Below are 16,934 nucleotides of genomic sequence, written 5' to 3' on the forward strand. Positions count from 1 at the left end.
GGGGCCGGCCGGCACGCCTCACCCCACCAGCACCCCGAGGGCCGCCGCCCGGTCGTGGAAGGCCCGCACCGAGGACGCGTCGCGGTGCGCGTCGAGGCGGCGGCCGAAGTCCCGCACGTACTCCAGCGCGCGCACCGAGCGCATCTCGACGGCGGCCTGCATGGCCTCGGCGCCCAGCGCGCAGGCCGCGTCGACCTCGCCGAGCCCGAGGCGGGCGGTGGCGAGCACGGTGCGGCAGAACAGCCGGCTGCGGGCGTAGGCGGCGGGCCGCAGTTGCAGGGAGCGTTCCGCGTGCTGGGAGGCGGCGCGGTACTGCTGGAGGTCGCGGTGGCAGTGGCCGAACTCGTCGGCGAGCTGCGCCTCGTCGAAGAAGCGGGCCCAGGACGGGACGTCGTCCCCGGCGCGGGCGGCCTCCAGGGCGCGTTCGGCGCGCACGAGCGCCGCGGTGCATGCCCGGACCTCGCCGAGCAGGCCGTGCCCGCGGGCCTCGGCCGCGTGCAGCAGCGCCTGGACGACGGGCGGGGCCGCGCTGCCCACTCCCTGCTGGGCGACCCGGGCGAGCTGGACGGCCTCGCGGCCGTGCCCGAGGTAGACCGCCTGGCGGCTCATGGTGACCAGCACGTAGCCGCCGTAGACCCGGTCGCCGGCCGCCTGGGCGAGCCGCAGCGACTGCACGAAGTACCGCTGGGCGAGCCCGTGGGCGCCGATGTCGTACGAGGTCCAGCCGGCGAGCCGGGTCAGGTCGGCGACGGCGGCGAACAGCCGGCGGCCCATGGTCTCGCCGTAGCTGCCGCGCAGCATCGGTTCTGCCTCGTGCTCCAGGTAGCGCACGAGGGCCTGGCGGGCGTGGCCGCCGCCGAAGGCGTTGTCCAGGGAGCGGAAGAGCTCGCCGACGGAGCGCAGCGCGGCGAGGTCGCCCATGGTGACCCGGTTCCCGCCCGGGCCTCCCGGCACCTGGGGTGCCGCGTCGCCGCGGGTGCGCTGGGCGGGCAGCCGGGGCACGCCGCCGGCCGCGGGGCCCGGGTCGGCGCTGCGCCCGACGCGGTCGTCGGCGCGCCCGATGAGCCAGTCGCGGCTGGGGACGACCAGGCCGGCCGGGGTGAAGGCGATCTTGCGCAGGTCGGCCTGGCTGCCGGTGTCCTTGCGCCACAGCCCGGACACGATCTCCACGGCCTCCTCGGGGGAGGCGGCGAACTCCAGTCCCGCGTAGACCGGGGCCACGGCGTCGAGGCCGAGGTCGTGGGCGGACAGCCGCCGCCCGAGCCGCCGGGTGAAGACCTCGGCGATGAGCGCGGGGGTGGTGCCGCGCGGTTGCTGGCCGCGCAGCCAGCGGGTGACGGAGGTCTTGTCGTACCGCAGGTCGAGCCCGTGCTCGATGCCGAGCTGATCCACGCGGCGGGCGAGTCCCGCGTTGGAGAAGCCGGCTTCGGCGATGAGGGCCGCGAGTTGGCGGTTGGGGGGGCGCTGCGAGGAACGGTCGGACATCAGTGGTGCGGTCCCCTGCCTTCCGGGCTATCTGCAGAACGGCGCGAATGTAACGTTCTGTGCCGAGACGCTCACTACCAGAGCCTCGCATTCGCTGTAACGGGTGAACCTTCCCCCGCATAACCCCGGAATCGATCCTTCCGCCCGTTTCGGGTGCTATTCGCAGCCCGCTGCAAGGCGGGAGCGCGACGGACGTACAGTTGCCAGGGCGCCCGGTGTCGACGAAACGGGCGTCGCAGCAGGCGATCACAAGGGAGCGGCCGTGAGTGAGCTGCACTTCGTCCATCTGGGCTTCGGCGAGCACGCCGTGGAGTATCAGGAGGCATGGCAGGAGCAGCGCCGGGTGCACGCCGCGCGTTTCGCGGACGAGGTCCCCGACACCTGTCTGCTGCTGGAGCACCCGCCGGTGTACACCGCGGGCCGCCGCACCGAGGACAGCGAGCGCCCGCTGGACGGCACGCCGGTCATCGACGTGGACCGCGGCGGCAAGATCACCTGGCACGGCCCCGGCCAGCTCGTCGGCTACCCGATCCTGAAGCTGCCGCGCCCGGTCGACGTCGTCGCCCATGTGCGCCGGCTGGAGGAGGCGCTGATCAACGCGTGCGCCGAGTTCGGCCTGGAGACCACCCGCGTGGAGGGCCGCAGCGGGGTCTGGGTGCTCGGCGACCCGATCGAGGACCGCCCCGCGGTGATCCCCGGGCTGACCCTGGACTTCGACCCCCGCCTGCACGACGACGAGTTCGACCCGCGGCTGTCCGGCCCCGAGTACGCACCCTCCAACGCCGGCCAGCGCCGCGAGGACCGCAAGCTGGGCGCGATCGGCATCCGGGTCGCCAAGGGCGTCACCATGCACGGCTTCGCGCTCAACTGCAACCCGGACAACACCTGGTTCGACCGGATCGTGCCGTGCGGCATCCGGGACGCGGGCGTGGCCTCGCTCAGCAACGAGCTGGGGCGGGAGATCAGCGTCACGGACGCCCTGCCGGTCGTGGAGAAGCATCTGCGGGCCGTACTGGAGTCGGCAGAGCCGCTGCCGCGCGCGGTCTGAGGTGGGAATCCACGGGCGTAGGCTGATGTTCACCGAGGAAATGAAGTCGCGAGAGGGAGTCGACCGTGTCAGCTGTGGCACCTGAAGGCCGCAAGATGCTGCGTCTGGAGGTCCGCAACAGCCAGACCCCCATTGAGCGCAAGCCCGAGTGGATCAAGACCCGGGCGAAGATGGGCCCCGAGTACACCGAGCTGCACGGCCTGGTGAAGCGCGAGGGCCTGCACACGGTGTGCCAGGAGGCCGGCTGCCCCAACATCTTCGAGTGCTGGGAGGACCGCGAGGCCACCTTCCTCATCGGCGGCGACCAGTGCACGCGGCGCTGCGACTTCTGCCAGATCGACACCGGCAAGCCGCAGGCACTCGACCGCGACGAGCCGCGCCGGGTGGGCGAGTCCGTCGTCACGATGGACCTGAACTACGCCACGATCACCGGCGTCGCCCGCGACGACCTGGAGGACGGCGGAGCCTGGCTGTACGCCGAGACGGTGCGCCAGATCCACGAGATGACCGGCGCCCGCGCGGCCGGCCGCACCAAGGTCGAGCTGCTCATCCCGGACTTCAACGCGGACCCCGCGCAGCTCGCCGAGGTCTTCGGCGCCCGCCCCGAGGTGCTCGCGCACAACGTCGAGACGGTCCCGCGGATCTTCAAGCGCATCCGCCCCGGCTTCCGTTACGAGCGCTCCCTCGAAGTCATCACCAAGGCCCGCGAGGCCGGTCTGGTGACCAAGTCCAATCTGATCCTCGGCATGGGCGAGGAGCGCGCGGAGATCAGCCAGGCCCTCCAGGACCTGCACGACGCGGGCTGCGAGCTGATCACCATCACGCAGTACCTGCGGCCGAGCCTGCGTCACCACCCGGTCGAGCGCTGGGTCAAGCCGCAGGAGTTCGTGGAGCTCAAGGAGGAGGCCGAGGAGATCGGCTTCGCCGGTGTCATGTCCGGCCCCCTGGTGCGGTCCTCGTACCGGGCGGGACGCCTGTTCCAGCAGGCGATGGAGCGGCGCGGAGCGGTGGCCGCCGAGGCGGTCTGATCACCCACCGCACTCGTCCGGCGAACGTGCGGTTCGTCACGTCAGGGGCCCCACTCGGGCCCCTTTCGTGTCTCTGACGTGCAGCGGACGCAGCAGGCCGACGCAAAGGGACCGCCCGGGTTTCACGACGGTTTGACCGGCCAGTCACGGGCTGGTAACACAATGTGGTGACTCTGGATAAGCGGAACAACCAGATGCGTTTGAGCCGTCCTGAGGGGGACACCACCATGCAGGCCGAGGCCGCACAGCTCCATCGCCAGAGCACCATCCCCGGCGCCGCCGCGGGCGCGCTGCGCGCCGTGGAGTCCTTCCTGTTCCGCGGCGCCGAGGCGACCGCGCGCCGCAACGCCTGGACGGCCGTGCTCGAGGACCGCAAGCGCGCCCGGGACCGCCGCGAGGCCCAGCACGTCATGGACGCCTTGGTCTCCGCGCGTACGGGCCGGCAGGACACCTTCTAGCCCCTTCCCGGCCGCCGCCCGGTGGGTTTCCCACCCCTCCGGTGGGGCCCGCACGGCACGGGACACGTATCCTGTGCGGCATGGCGAGGGAAACATCCGAGAACAACCCTGGGCGCCTCAAGCAGATCGCCCAGACCTACAAGATGACCAGGCGGGTCGACTCCAAGGTCGGGCTCGTCCTCGCGGCTGTGGGAGTCGTCACCTTCGGTGTCATCCTCGCCATCGGCTTCGCGATCGGTCACCCCATCTACGCGGGCATCCTGGGCTTGCTCCTGGCCCTCCTCGCGATGGCGGTCGTCTTCGGGCGGCGTGCCGAGCGGGCGGCCTTCGGCCAGCTGGAGGGACAGCCCGGCGCCGCGGCGGCCGTACTGGACAACGTCGGCCGGGGCTGGTCGGTGACGCCCGCGGTGGCGATGAACCGCAACCAGGACGTCGTGCACCGCGCGGTCGGCAAGGCCGGCATCGTCCTGGTGGGCGAGGGCAACCCGAACCGGGTGAAGAGCCTGCTGGCCGCCGAGAAGAAGAAGATGTCGCGGGTGGTCTACGACGTGCCGGTGACCGACATCATCGTCGGCACCGGCGAGGGCGAGGTCTCCCTGAAGAAGATCCGCGCGACGCTGCTGAAGCTGCCGCGCGTGCTGCCGGGCCCCAAGGTCACCGAGGTGAACGACCGCCTGCGGGCGCTCGGCGACCTCATGAGCAACATGCCGGTCCCGAAGGGCCCGATGCCCAAGGGCATGCGGATGCCGAAGGGCCGCTGAGGCCCGGGCGACCGCCCGAGGAACGAAAGCGAACGGGCCGTGCCCCGGACGATGGAGATCGTCCGGGGCACGGCCCGTTCTCGTGTGGTGGCAGGTCACATCCGGACCTGGACCGCCTTCACCGCCCGGTCGTGCATGCCGCGGGTGTCGCGGTCCCAGACCACCGCAGGGACCACCAGCAGGAGGAGGAAGGTGCGCAGCACCGCCGCGCCGGGGCCGAGCCGGGCGCCGTCCTCCCGGATCACGCGCAGCCCCAGCAGGCGCTTGCCCGGGGTGGTGCCGACGGTGCCCAGCAGCAGCACGCTCATGACGCCGAAGACGACCGTGGTCCACGGATTGGCCGCGGCCGCGTCACGGTGCGCGATCAGGCCGTATGCGATCAGCGCGCACAGGCCCCAGTCGATGAAGAGCGCCGCGATCCGCCGCCCGACCGGGGCGATCGAGCCGGGGCCCTCCTCCGGCAGGCCGAGGCGCTTGCCGCGGTAGCCGAAGTCCACGCCCATCCGCTCGGCGGCCGCCTTCGGGCCCTCGATCCACGATCCGATGACATCCCTGTTGTCCACGGCTCCACGGTACGCGCCCGTCCCGGGCCCCCCGCGTCCGACCCGTCGCCTACCCGGCCGCTCGGTTAACCTGCAAGAAACAAATGGGTCACGACGGGGAAATGCCCGGTCCCTATCGTCACCTCCAACGTGCGCCACCGCACTGGTCGCACCCATGAGCTGCAATCCGGCCTCCCGGGCCGGGCCAAGGAGGAGTTGGATGTCGTTCCAAAACGCCGACGAGGTGAAGAAGTTCATCTCGGACAACGACGTCAAGTTCGTGGACGTCCGGTTCTGCGACCTGCCCGGTGTGATGCAGCACTTCACCGTCCCGGTCGAGTCCTTCGACCCGGACGAGCAGCTGATGTTCGACGGCTCCTCGATCCGCGGCTTCCAGGCCATCCACGAGTCCGACATGGCGCTGGTGCCGGACCTGTCCACGGCCAAGCTGGACCCGTTCCGCAAGGACTCCACGCTCAACGTCAACTTCTTCATCCACGACCCGATCACCGGCGAGCAGTACAGCCGTGACCCGCGGAACGTGGCGAAGAAGGCCGAGGCCTACCTCGCCTCCTCCGGTATCGCCGACACCGCGTACTTCGGCCCCGAGGCCGAGTTCTACGTCTTCGACAGCGCGCGCTTCGAGACCAGCGCGAACCAGTCCTTCTACCACATCGACTCCGAGGCCGGTGCCTGGAACAGCGGTGCGGAGCAGGACAACCGCGGCTACAAGGTCAAGTACAAGGGCGGCTACTTCCCGGTCCCGCCGGTCGACCACTTCGCCGACCTGCGCGCCGAGATCACCCTGGAGCTGATGAAGTCCGGCCTCCAGGTCGAGCGCCAGCACCACGAGGTGGGCACCGCCGGCCAGGCCGAGATCAACTACAAGTTCAACACGCTGCTCGCCGCGGCCGACGACCTGATGCTCTTCAAGTACATCGTGAAGAACGTCGCCTGGCGGGCCGGCAAGACCGCGACCTTCATGCCCAAGCCGATCTTCGGCGACAACGGCTCCGGCATGCACGTCCACCAGTCGCTGTGGACCAACGGCGCCCCGCTCTTCTACGACGAGCAGGGCTACGCGGGCCTGTCGGACACCGCCCGCTACTACATCGGCGGCATCCTGCGGCACGCCCCGGCGCTGCTGGCGTTCACCAACCCCACGGTGAACTCCTACCACCGCCTGGTCCCCGGCTTCGAGGCCCCGGTCAACCTGGTCTACTCGCAGCGCAACCGCTCCGCGGCCATCCGCATCCCGATCACGGGTGCGAACCCGAAGGCCAAGCGCATCGAGTTCCGCGCCCCGGACTCCTCCGGCAACCCGTACCTGGCCTTCTCCGCGCTGCTGCTCGCGGGCCTGGACGGCATCAAGAACAAGATCGAGCCGGCCGAGCCCGTCGACAAGGACCTCTACGAGCTCGCCCCCGAGGAGCACGCGGGCGTCCCGCAGGTCCCGACCTCGCTGTCGGCGGTCCTGGAGTCCCTCGAGTCCGACCACGAGTTCCTCCTCCAGGGCGGGGTCTTCACCCCGGACCTGATCGAGACGTGGATCGACTACAAGCGGGTCAACGAGATCGCGCCGATCGCGCTGCGGCCGCACCCGCACGAGTTCGAGCTCTACTTCGACGTGTGACAGGCCGCGCCTCACCGGCGCGTGTTCCCAGGCATTCCGGGGCCGTCGCCCGTGTCCTCCCGCATGCGGAGGAGCGGGCGGCGGCCCTCGTGCGTCCGGGCAAGTCCTCTCCCTCGGGCCCGAGTTCTCCCCCCAGCCCGGCGACGCCGGTCGACTCCACCGGCCGGGTGGCTGCCGGTGACCATTGGGGGCCGTCGGGCGTGGCACGTTGATCGGCCGGAGCGGGTGACCTTGACTCCGTTCGTGTGGTGACCAACAGCTCTCCCCGCACGTCGCGGCCGCTCGGTGCGGCACTGGACAGTGCGCCCATGTCGCGGCTGCACATGAGGTTCTGGTTGCTGGCGGGGCTGGGGATCCTGCTGGACGGGTTCGACTTCTTCATCATCGGGGTGGCCAATCCGCTGATCGCCAAGGACTTCGGGGGGAGCGCGGCCGAGCGCGGGCTGCTGTCGTCGGCGGCGATCGTGGGGGCGGTCTTCGGGGCGGCGGCGCTGGGACCGCTGGGCGACCGGATCGGGCGGAGCCGGATCTTCAAGGTCGACCTGTGGCTGTTCGTGGTGTTCTCGGTGGCGTGCGCCTGCGCGTGGGACATCTGGTCGCTGATCGTCTTCCGGCTGCTGCTGGGCGTCGCGGTGGGGCTGGACTACCCGATCGCGGCGAGCTACGTGGCCGAGATCCTTCCCGCGCGCAACCGCGGGCGGTGGCTGGTGAGCGCGTTCAGCCTCCAGGCGGCGGGGATCGTGCTGGGGGCCGCGGCCGGTGTGGTGATCCTGCTGGCGGCGCCGGAGACCGGGTCGTGGCGGCTGATGCTGGGCTTCGGGGTGGTGCCGGCGCTGGTGATCATCTGGTTGCGGCGGAACGTGCCGGAGAGCCCGCGCTGGCTGGCGCAGAACGGGCGGGAGGCGGAGGCCTGCGCGATCACGCGGAGGATGACCGGGCGGGACTGCCATGTGACGGAGGCGGACCGGGAGCGCGGCGAGGCGCCGCCGGAGGGGTTGAAGGCCTTCCTGCAACCGCAGTTGTTCTCACGGCGGTTGAGGCGGCGCACGGTCTTCACGGCGGTGCCGTGGTTCCTCATGGACATCGCGACATACGGGGTGGGGATCTTCACCCCGACCCTGCTGGCCGGGCTGGCGCTCGGAGGGGCGAACGCGACGTTCATCTCGGACGACATCGCCTCGACCGAGGGCACGGCGCTTCTGGACGTCTTCCTGGTGATCGGCTTTGTGCTGGCGATCGTCCTGGTGGAACGGGTCGGCCGGGTGCCGCTGCAGCTCGCGGGCTTCGCCATGATGACCGTGGCGCTGTGCATGCTGGCGGTGGCCGAGCAGCTGCCCGGCGGGGGCGACGCGCACCTGCCGCTGGTGTTCGTGGGCTTCGCGCTGTTCAACACCTTCATGAACCTGGGACCGAACGCCACGACGTTCACCCTGCCCGCCGAGGTCTTCCCCTCCGACGTACGGGCGGCGGGCCACGGCTTCGCGGCGGGCTGCGGCAAGCTCGGCGCGGCGCTGGGCACCTTCCTCTTCCCGGTGCTGCTGAACGCCGTCGGGACCAGCGCACTGCTGTACGGCGTGGCCGCGACCAGCGCGCTGGGCCTCCTCGTGACGTGGGCCTTCCGCATCGAGACGCGCGGGCGCTCGCTGGACGAGCTGTCGGGCGCGGAGTCCGCGACGCTGGCCCCGCGCGTCACCCCTCCCTGACGGCCGGGTCCGGACGAGGCTTGTTGCACAGCACTTGCAACAACTACATAGGGGCATCAGCATGGAGGGCGAGGACGCGGCCGGCCCGTCAGCCTTCGGGGCGAGCGCACCTGCGGTCCCAGGTGCGTCCTTCCCGCGGGATGATCGTCTTTCCGTCCGGCACCCGCCGGACCGGCCGGCCCGTCCTCAGCGCAGTGCGCAGTCGCCGCACAGGCCGCCGCCGGGCACCCGGTAGTACAGGCAGCAGCTGCGGCGCGTGTACGCGGGAGCGGCGGGTCCGGCGAGGTCGAGGGTTCCGGCGTCCCGCAGCAAGGGGTCGGCCAGCAGTGCCGCCGCCAAGGCGGCCGCCCGGCGCGCCGCCTCCGGCCGCCCGCCCTCGCCCAGGCACCAGGTGTGCAGCACCCGCAGCGTCCCGGCCAGCGCCGAGGCCGCGTTGCCCCACAGCAGCCCGGCGGAGACCCCGGAGACCGCGCAAACGGCCTCGGTCAGCGGTACGAGGTGCCCGTGCAGGACGGCCTCGCCGAGCCGGTCGACCGGCAGCCGCTCCCCCGCGGACGGCAGCCACAGCTCGTCCGGCACGGCCCGCTCCGGATGCCACCACAGACCGGCCGGGTCGGGCAGCTGCCCGGTCAGCACCGCCGGGCCGAGCGCTACCGACCACAGGCGGGCGGCGAGACCCTGGTGGGCCAGCGAGGCCGCGACGCGCCGTTCGTCCGTGCCGAGCCGGCGGCCGACCTCGGCGACCCGCCCGGTCAGCGCCTCCCGCGCGGGACCTTCGTACACCTCCGCCAGCGGCACGAAGCCCTCGGCGCGCGGCTCCCCGGGCTCGGTGCGCAAGGTGAAGAAGGGCCCCACGACGCGCCCGCCCTACCGGTCACCGGCGGCGCGCGCGGCGGCCGGTGCGACGAGCAGGGTCATGCGTGTCACGCTCCAACCCACGGGGGTTCGGGATCCGGCCACCGTATCAGCGCGCCCACAGGCCCCTGACGTGCCCGAGGTGACGCGTCATCACCGCCCGCACCGCCTCCTCGTCGCGGGCGAGCAGGGCGTCGAGCAGTTCCAGGTGCTCCTCGGCCGAGGCCGTCAGCAGACCGCGTTCGGCCAGCGCGGTCAGCCCGTACAGGCGGGAGCGCTTGCGCAGGTCGCCGACGACCTCGACCAGGTGCGCGTTGCCGGCCAGCGCGAGCAGGCCGAGGTGGAAGCGCCGGTCGGCCTCGACGTAGCCGATGAGGTCACCGGTCGCCGCGGCGGCGACGATGGCCTCGGCGGCCGGGCGCAGCTCCTCCAGCGCGGCGGGGTCGGCACCGGCGGCCAGACCGGTGACGGTGGGGATCTCGATGAGGGCGCGGATGTGCGTGTACTCGTCGAGCTGCCGCTCGGAGACCTCGGTGACCCGGAAGCCCTTGTTGGGCACCGGGTCCACCAGGCCTTCCTTCACCAGGTCGAGCAGCGCCTCGCGCACCGGGGTGGCCGAGACCCCGAAGCGGCCCGCCAGGGCGGGCGCGGAGTGCACCTCGCCCGGGCGCAGCTCGCCCGCCACGAGCGCGGCGCGCAGGGCGTCCGCGACGCGCTCGCGGTAACTGGGCCGCTGCCCGCCGAGGGAGGGCAGGGCGGGCCCGTCGTGAGCGGTCATCGGGCCGGTCCTCCTCGGCGTCCGGGCATGGGGTCGGCGACCAGTATCGGGGCGGGGCCGCTACAGGACGAATCCGGCCGGGAAGGGGTCGTCCGGGTCCAGCAGGTACTGGGCGGTGCCGGTGATCCAGGCGCGTCCGGTGATCGAGGGCAGAACGGCGGGTCGGCCGCCCACCTCGGTGGTGCCGGTCAGCCGGCCGGTGAAGTGCGTGCCGATGAAGGACTCGTTCACGAAGTCCTCGTGCAGCGGCAGTTCGCCGCGGGCGTGCAGCTGCGCCATGCGCGCGCTGGTACCCGTGCCGCACGGGGAGCGGTCGAACCAGCCGGGGTGGATGGCCATCGCGTGCCGGGAGCGGACCGCGTCGGAGCCGGGGGCGAGCAGCTGGACGTGCTTGCAGCCGCGGATGGTGGGGTCCTCGGGGTGGACGGGCGGGTCCTCGGCCTCGATGGCGTCCATCAGGGCCAGTCCAGCGGCGAGGATGTCGTCCTTGCGGGCCCGGTCGAAGGGCAGGCCGAAGGCCTCGAGCGGCAGGATCGCGTAGAAGTTGCCGCCGTAGGCGAGGTCGTACGTCACCGTGCGGCCGTCGGCGAGGGTGGCCTTGCGGTCCAGCGCGACGGCGAACGAGGGGACGTTGCGCAGGGTCACGGCGGTGGCCGCGCCGCCGCTGACGGCGACCTCGGCGACGACGAGGCCGGCCGGGGTGTCCAGGCGGATCGTGGTGACCGGCTCGGTCACCGCGACCATGCCCGTCTCGACGAGGACGGTGGCCACGCCGATCGTGCCGTGGCCGCACATCGGCAGGTAGCCGGAGACCTCGACGTAGATGACGCCCCAGTCGGCGTCCGGGCGGGTGGGCGGCTGGAGGACCGCACCGCTCATGGCGGCGTGGCCGCGCGGTTCGTCCATCAGCAGATGGCGGATGTGGTCGAGGTGGTCGCGGAAGTACAGCCGGCGTTCGTTCATCGTGGCGCCGGGGACGGTGCCGATGCCGCCGGTGACGACGCGGGTGGGCATGCCCTCGGTGTGGGAGTCGACCGCGTGCAGGACCAGGGAGCTGCGCATCGTGGGCCCCCCGCTCAGTTCGCGCCGGCCGCGAGGGCCTGCTCGGTCGCGGCCCGGACGGCCTTCTCCTGCTCCGGCAGCAGCGGTTGGCGCGGCGCGCGGCAGGGGCCGCCGTACCGGCCCGCGGCGTCCATCGACACCTTCACCGCCTGCACGAACTCCGTCCGCGAGTCCCAGCGCAGCAGGGGGTGCAGCGCCCGGTACAGCGGCTGCGCCGCCGGGTCGCCCGCGACCGCCGCGCGGTACAGCGCGGTGGTGACCTGCGGGAGCGCGTTGGGGAAGCCGGCGACCCAGCCCTTGGCGCCGGCGGCGGCCAGTTCGAGGAGTACGTCGTCGGCGCCGACCAGCAGGTCGAGTTCCGGGGCGAGTTCGGCGATCTCGTACGCCCGGCGCACGTCGCCGCTGAACTCCTTCACGGCCCGGATGTGCCCCTCGGCGTGCAGCGCGGCCAGCAGCGGCGGTGTCAGGTCGACCTTCGTGTCGTGCGGGTTGTTGTACGCCACCACGGGCAGGCCCGCCTTGGCGACCTCCGCGTAGTGGGCGCGCACCGACCGCTCGTCCGCCCGGTACGCGTTGGGCGGCAGCAGCATCACGGACGCGCACCCGGCGTCCGCGGCCTGCTCGGCCCACCGGCGCGCCTCACCGGACCCGTACGCGGCCACCCCGGGCATGACCCGGTCCCCGCCGACCGCCGCGACCGCGGTCTCCACGACCCTGGCCCGCTCGGCGGGGGTGAGCACCTGGTACTCGCCGAGCGAGCCGTTGGGCACCACCCCGTCGCAGCCGCCGGCGACGAGCCACCGGCAGTGCTCGGCGTAGGCGTCGTAGTCCACCGCGAGGTCCGACGCCCGCAGCGGCAACGCGGTCGCGACGAGCACCCCCCGCCACGGCCGTCCTTCATTCCGGTCCATCCTGCGTCCCCTCTCGTCCGGCTTCCTCTGGTGCGGTCGCGCTGTGGTCGTGGCCGGCCCCCTGCGGGGGCGGTGTGCCGCCGGCGAGCAGGCCGAGCGGTACGGGGCGGGCGAAGGGCCGGGCCGGCGGGGTGAAGGGGCAGCCGGCGACCGCGGCGACGGCGGGCCCGCAGACGCGTCCCTGGCAGTGGCCCATGCCCGCGCGGGTCAGCAGTTTGACCGTCCGCAGGTCCCCGGCGCCGAGGTCGCGCACGGCGGTGCGCACGGCGCCGGCGGGCACCTCCTCGCAGCGGCAGACGAGGGTCTCGTCCGTGACGACGGTGCCGGCCCAGTCGTCGGGCACCCGGTAGACGGTGTCGAGGGCCTCGGCGAAGCGGCGCAGCCGGTCGCGGGCGCGGGCGGCGCGGGCCCAGCCGGCGGGGTCGGGCGCGGTGCCGCGCAGGCGGGCGGCGGCGGAGCGGCCGGCGATCTCGCCCTCGGCCAGGGCGAGCGCGGCGCCGCCGATGCCGGTGGCCTCGCCCGCGGCCCACAGGCCCGGTGCGGGGGCGCGCTGCTCGCTGTCGGTGTGCGGGACGTCGGCGAGGTCGGTGTGCGGCAGCATGCCGTGGCTGACGGCGAGGGTGTCGCAGGGCACCGTACGCCGGGCGCCGCCGGGCCCGGCGAGGGTGACCGCCTCGACGCGGGTCGTGCCATGGGCGGCGACGACGGTGTGCCGGCGCAGCGGGCGGACCCCGTGGCGGGCGAGCCGGGCGGCGTACCCGGCACCCTCGGCGAGCTTGCCGGGCGGCACGGAGCCGGGGCGGCGCAGCAGGGCGAGCGGGTCGGCCGCCTCGGCGAGGGCGGCGACGCGCACACCGGCCGCGGCCAGGCCGGCGGCGACGGGCAGCAGGAGCGGCCCGGTCCCGGCGACGACGACGGTGCGGCCCGGCAGGACCAGCCCGCCCTTCAGCATCGCCTGGGCGCCGCCCGCGGTGACGACCCCGGGCAGGGTCCACCCGGGGAAGGGCAGCACCTTCTCGTACCCGCCGGTGGCGACGACGACCCCGTCCGCCCGCAGCGCCCCCGACTCCAGGGTGTGCACGGTGAAGCCGGGCTCCAGCAGCCAGACCTGATGATTCGTCAGGTGACGGACGCGCTCCGCCGCGATGTGCGCCGCGAGCCGGTCGCGCAGCCGGCGCCAGGTGCGCCAGGCGTGGTGCAGGGCCTGCGGCCGGCGGGCGCCGAGCCCCGCGGCCGGCTGCCGGTAGTACTGGCCGCCCGCCTCGGACGCGGCGTCCACGAGCGTGACCCGCAGACCTCCGTCGGCCGCCGCCACCGCGGCCGCGACCCCGGCGGGCCCGGCGCCCACGACCACGAGGTGCGCACTCATGACTCCCCCGTCTCGATGACGTCGCCGGGACGCGCCTCGACCACACAGGCCCGTTGCCCCGGGCGCCCGTTGACCGTGACCAGGCAGTCGAAACACACACCGATCCCGCAGAAGACCCCACGCGGCTCGCCGCCCGTCCGCGTCGTACGCCAGGAGACGACACCGGCCGACCACAACGCGGCAGCGACCGTACGACCCGGCAGGACCGGGATCTCGCGCCCGTCGAGGGTGACCGTGAAGGCGGGCCCGGGTGCGGCGCGGGCGAGGCGGAGCGGCGTGCGGCGGGTCACGGGGTCTCCATCGCGTCGAAGCGCTCGGGGCGGAAGGGCGTGAGGTCGAGCTCGGGCGGCGTCCCGGTCAACGCCTGGGCGATCAAGTGGCCGGTGGCGGGGGCGAGTCCGATGCCGGCCCCCTCGTGGCCGCAGGCGTGGTGGAGTCCGGGGACGCGCGGGTCGGGGCCGATCGCGGGCAGGTGGTCCGGCAGATACGGGCGGAATCCGGCGTACGCGCGGATCGCGGTGACCTCGGCGAGCCGCGGGAAGAGCGCGACCGCCTGGGCGGCCAGCCGGCGCAGGGCGGGGAGGGAGAGCGTGCGGTCGAAGCCGACGCGTTCGCGGCTGGCGCCGATGAGGACGGGCCCCGCGGCGGTGGACTCCACGACCGCGGAGGTCTGGAGGGCGGCCGAGTCGCTGGCGACGTCGGCGACGTAGTCGGCCGCGTAGACCTTGTGGCGGACGGTGCCGGGCGGCAGCGGCTCGGTGACGAGGATGAAGCCGCGCCGCGGGAGTACTGGCAGCCGCACTCCGGCGAGGGCGGCGATCTCGCCGCCCCAGGTGCCCGCGGCGTTGACCACGGCGGGGGCGTGGATCTCCGCCGCCCCGGCGCGCACGCCGCGCACCGAGCCGTCCGCGGCGCGCAGCAGCGCCGTGACGGCGGACCCGGTGCGCAGTTCCGCGCCCATGTCGCGTGCGGCGCGGACGAGGTGGGCGGCGGCGAGCGCGGGCTGCACCTGGGCGTCCTGCGGGTAGTGGACACCGCCCGCGAGGCCGGGCGCGAGGTGCGGTTCGAGGTCGCGCAGGGCGTCTGCGGCGACGGGCACGGCGTCCACGCCGGCCTGCCGCTGGGTAGCGGCGAACGCGCCGAGCGCACGCACACCCGCCTCGTCGGCGGCGACCACCAGCCCGCCCTTGGGCTCGTACTCCACGGCCCGGCCGAGTCCGGGGACCCCGGCCAGTTCGCGCCACAACCGCGCGGACAGCAGGGCGAGCCGCAGCTCCGGACCCGGCTCCTTGTCGGAGACCAGCAGATTGCCCTCGCCGGCCCCGGTGGTGCCGCCTGCCACGGGTCCGCGGTCCACCAGGACCGTGCGGAGCCCCGCCGAGGCGGCGTAGTAGGCGCATGCCGCGCCCACCATTCCGGCGCCGACCACCACGACATCGCAGTTCGTCGGCCTGCTCACGTCAGTAATATGTCACACAGCACGTCGCGCGAACAGCCTCACGACAGCCCTTCTCCCAGCCCTTCTCCCAGCCCTTTCGGCCGGCCCTTTCGGCGGGCCCGACCCCGACGCAGCGGCGGGAGAGCCCGACCGCTGGGGACAGCGCCCGGCGCCCAGGCGCGGGCCGCGGCGGACACTCGGCTGTCGCAGCGGCCGAGGATCTCGAGGCCGCGCCGCGCAACTCCTCCTCACCCGGGGGACTTCCGGGTGGCGAAGGCGGCCGCGCCGCCGGACGCGAGCCGCCGCTCCACGCCCGCGGCCGGGGTCCCCGGTGCCCGGCACACGGACCGGGCCGACGCCGTACCGTCGCCTGTCCTCACCGCGGGACCGGTGAACGTGCCGACCGGTGTGCGCCCGGCCCCCTGCGGTTCGCGCTCCCGGGAGGCCCTGGCCTTCAGGCCGGGGAGGAACGGGTTCATGGGCCGGATCCGTGGACCGCAGGTCCCCGGCCCACGTGAGCCAGAAATCCCCGCCCCTCAGGGCGGGGAGGATGTCAAAGCCAGCCGTTGCGCCGGAACCCGCGGTGGATGACGAAGCAGGCGACGGCCATGACCCCGATGGCGAGCGGATAGCCGTAGGTCCAGCGCAGTTCCGGCATGTGCTCGAAGTTCATGCCGTACAGCCCGCAGATCATGGTGGGCACGGCGAGGATGGCGACCCAGGCGCTGATCTTGCGCATGTCCTCGTTCTGAGCCATCGTCACCTGCGCGATGTTGGCCTGGAGGATCGAGTTGAGCAGTTCGTCGAAGGCGGTGACCTGCTCGGTGGCGCGCGCGAGGTGGTCGGCGGCGTCGCGGAAGTAGGCACGCAGATCGGTGTCGATGCCGGGCAGCTGGTCCTGCGACAGGGACTGCAGGGGCCGGCCGAGCGGCGCCACCGCCCGCTTGAGCTCCAGCAGTTCGCGCTTGAGCTGGTAGATCCGCCCGGCGTCGGTGCCCCGGCCGCGGGAGTCGGCGAAGACATCGGCCTCCACGTCGTCGATGTCGCGCTGCACGGCGGCGGTGACGGCGAGGTACTGGTCGACGACATGGTCGGTGATGGCGTGCAGGACCGCGGCCGGTCCCTTGGCGAGCTGGTCGGGGACGGTCTCCAGCCCCTCGCGGAGCGGCCCGAGGGAGCCGTGGCCGCCGTGCCGCACGGTGATGACGAAGTCGGCGCCGGTGAAGACCATGACATGGCCGCTGTCCACGACTTCGCTCGTCGCCGTCAACCGGTCGTGCTCGACGTAGCGGACGGTCTTCAGGATCGTGAAGAGGGTGTCCCCGTACCGCTCCAGCTTGGGCCGCTGCTCGGCGTGCACGGCGTCCTCGACGGCGAGCGGGTGCAGCCCGAACAGCTCGGCGACACCCGCGAATTCGGCCTCGGACGGCTCGTGCAGCCCGATCCACACGAACCCCCGGCCCGACTTGCGCACCCGGGCTATCGCCTCGTACGCGGCGCAGTCTCCCTGCCGCAGACCCTCCTGGTAAACAACGCAGTTGACCACCGAACTGCCGAGGGGCGAGCGCCCGGGGTGGCTCAGGTCCACGCGCCGGTGGCGCGGATGAGCGAAACGGACGGCTTTGCGGAGATTGTTGATCATTGACATGAAGGGCTCCTGAACGCGTCTGGCCTGCGCCAGTATGCCCAAGGCCCCGCCGCGCGGGGGACGGCGGGCGCGAAGCGGCGCCCGGCTCCGCAAGGGGCGCGGCGGCCGGTGCGACCGGCGCCCTGGTTCGCGGGGGGCGCTACCCGTCTTTTACACTCCGTAGGGCTCCGGCCGTGACGGTCGCAGGCACGCCACGTACTCCGCAGAGATGGGTC

The 16,934-nt window shown here is 73.3% G+C and carries 17 protein-coding genes; 6 read left to right on the plus strand and 11 right to left on the minus strand.

The features are described from left to right. Positions 1 to 18: 18 nt before the first annotated feature. A complete protein-coding gene (locus tag ABZ883_RS29840) occupies positions 19 to 1,485 on the minus strand; it encodes a regulator (protein ID WP_360911499.1) in 1,467 nt (488 codons plus the stop codon). 262 nt (positions 1,486 to 1,747) lie between these two features. Between ABZ883_RS29840 and lipB the strand changes: the two genes are divergently transcribed. The 4 genes from lipB (at position 1,748) to ABZ883_RS29860 (ending at position 4,780) form a co-directional block, all read left to right on the plus strand. Continuing rightward, on the plus strand, positions 1,748 to 2,533 hold the full coding sequence (lipB, locus tag ABZ883_RS29845; RefSeq protein ID WP_360911502.1) for a lipoyl(octanoyl) transferase LipB: 786 nt from the start codon (positions 1,748 to 1,750) through the stop codon (positions 2,531 to 2,533). A 65-nt stretch (positions 2,534 to 2,598) separates the two neighbouring features. Then, entirely contained in the window at positions 2,599 to 3,561 is a 963-nt protein-coding gene (gene lipA / locus ABZ883_RS29850; RefSeq protein WP_360911504.1) for a lipoyl synthase, read from the plus strand. A gap of 227 nt (positions 3,562 to 3,788) precedes the next feature. Beyond that, positions 3,789 to 4,019 (plus strand): hypothetical protein, encoded by a 231-nt coding sequence (locus ABZ883_RS29855; RefSeq protein WP_360911622.1) that lies wholly within the window; start codon positions 3,789 to 3,791, stop codon positions 4,017 to 4,019. Positions 4,020 to 4,099: 80 nt separating this feature from the next. Then, on the plus strand, positions 4,100 to 4,780 hold the full coding sequence (locus ABZ883_RS29860) for a DUF4191 domain-containing protein (RefSeq protein WP_360911506.1): 681 nt from the start codon (positions 4,100 to 4,102) through the stop codon (positions 4,778 to 4,780). Between the two features lie 95 nt (positions 4,781 to 4,875). Here the strand turns inward: ABZ883_RS29860 and ABZ883_RS29865 are convergent, their stop codons facing one another. Next, a complete protein-coding gene (locus ABZ883_RS29865) occupies positions 4,876 to 5,343 on the minus strand; it encodes an RDD family protein (RefSeq protein ID WP_360911508.1) in 468 nt (155 codons plus the stop codon). A 199-nt stretch (positions 5,344 to 5,542) separates the two neighbouring features. Between ABZ883_RS29865 and glnA the strand changes: the two genes are divergently transcribed. Together glnA and ABZ883_RS29875 are read left to right on the plus strand one after the other, a co-directional pair. Continuing rightward, on the plus strand, positions 5,543 to 6,955 hold the full coding sequence (glnA, locus tag ABZ883_RS29870; RefSeq protein ID WP_360911510.1) for a type I glutamate--ammonia ligase: 1,413 nt from the start codon (positions 5,543 to 5,545) through the stop codon (positions 6,953 to 6,955). Positions 6,956 to 7,263: 308 nt separating this feature from the next. Beyond that, the gene (locus tag ABZ883_RS29875; protein ID WP_360911512.1) at positions 7,264 to 8,658 is read left to right on the plus strand and encodes an MFS transporter; all 1,395 of its coding nucleotides are present in this window, start codon (positions 7,264 to 7,266) and stop codon (positions 8,656 to 8,658) included. 186 nt (positions 8,659 to 8,844) lie between these two features. Here ABZ883_RS29875 and ABZ883_RS29880 read toward each other — a convergent pair whose 3' ends face one another. From ABZ883_RS29880 to ABZ883_RS29920, 9 genes are all read right to left on the minus strand, one after another. Further along, complete coding sequence (locus ABZ883_RS29880) at positions 8,845 to 9,513, minus strand: (2Fe-2S)-binding protein (protein ID WP_360911514.1); 669 nt, start codon at positions 9,511 to 9,513, stop codon at positions 8,845 to 8,847. A 109-nt stretch (positions 9,514 to 9,622) separates the two neighbouring features. Beyond that, on the minus strand, positions 9,623 to 10,291 hold the full coding sequence (locus ABZ883_RS29885) for a GntR family transcriptional regulator (RefSeq protein ID WP_360911515.1): 669 nt from the start codon (positions 10,289 to 10,291) through the stop codon (positions 9,623 to 9,625). A gap of 60 nt (positions 10,292 to 10,351) precedes the next feature. Next, positions 10,352 to 11,353, minus strand: a complete 1,002-nt coding sequence (locus ABZ883_RS29890; protein ID WP_360911517.1) for a proline racemase family protein — start codon at positions 11,351 to 11,353, stop codon at positions 10,352 to 10,354. 14 nt (positions 11,354 to 11,367) lie between these two features. After that, complete coding sequence (locus tag ABZ883_RS29895) at positions 11,368 to 12,264, minus strand: dihydrodipicolinate synthase family protein (RefSeq protein WP_360911519.1); 897 nt, start codon at positions 12,262 to 12,264, stop codon at positions 11,368 to 11,370. Beyond that, positions 12,251 to 13,633: an NAD(P)/FAD-dependent oxidoreductase gene (locus ABZ883_RS29900; protein WP_360911521.1), complete on the minus strand. Its 1,383-nt coding sequence runs from the start codon at positions 13,631 to 13,633 to the stop codon at positions 12,251 to 12,253. The genes ABZ883_RS29895 and ABZ883_RS29900 overlap by 14 nt, the downstream gene beginning before the upstream one ends. Continuing rightward, positions 13,630 to 13,923 (minus strand): (2Fe-2S)-binding protein, encoded by a 294-nt coding sequence (locus ABZ883_RS29905; protein WP_360911523.1) that lies wholly within the window; start codon positions 13,921 to 13,923, stop codon positions 13,630 to 13,632. The genes ABZ883_RS29900 and ABZ883_RS29905 overlap by 4 nt, the downstream gene beginning before the upstream one ends. Continuing rightward, positions 13,920 to 15,092, minus strand: coding sequence for an FAD-dependent oxidoreductase (locus ABZ883_RS29910; RefSeq protein WP_360911525.1), 1,173 nt, complete (start codon positions 15,090 to 15,092; stop codon positions 13,920 to 13,922). The genes ABZ883_RS29905 and ABZ883_RS29910 overlap by 4 nt, the downstream gene beginning before the upstream one ends. Positions 15,093 to 15,319: 227 nt before the next feature. Then, on the minus strand, positions 15,320 to 15,550 hold the full coding sequence (locus ABZ883_RS29915) for a hypothetical protein (RefSeq protein ID WP_360911527.1): 231 nt from the start codon (positions 15,548 to 15,550) through the stop codon (positions 15,320 to 15,322). 74 nt (positions 15,551 to 15,624) lie between these two features. Beyond that, a complete protein-coding gene (locus ABZ883_RS29920) occupies positions 15,625 to 16,719 on the minus strand; it encodes a magnesium and cobalt transport protein CorA (RefSeq protein WP_360911529.1) in 1,095 nt (364 codons plus the stop codon). Positions 16,720 to 16,934: the final 215 nt, after the last annotated feature.

The organism is Streptomyces sp. NPDC046977, from assembly GCF_040644455.1.
GTDB lineage: Bacteria > Actinomycetota > Actinomycetes > Streptomycetales > Streptomycetaceae > Actinacidiphila.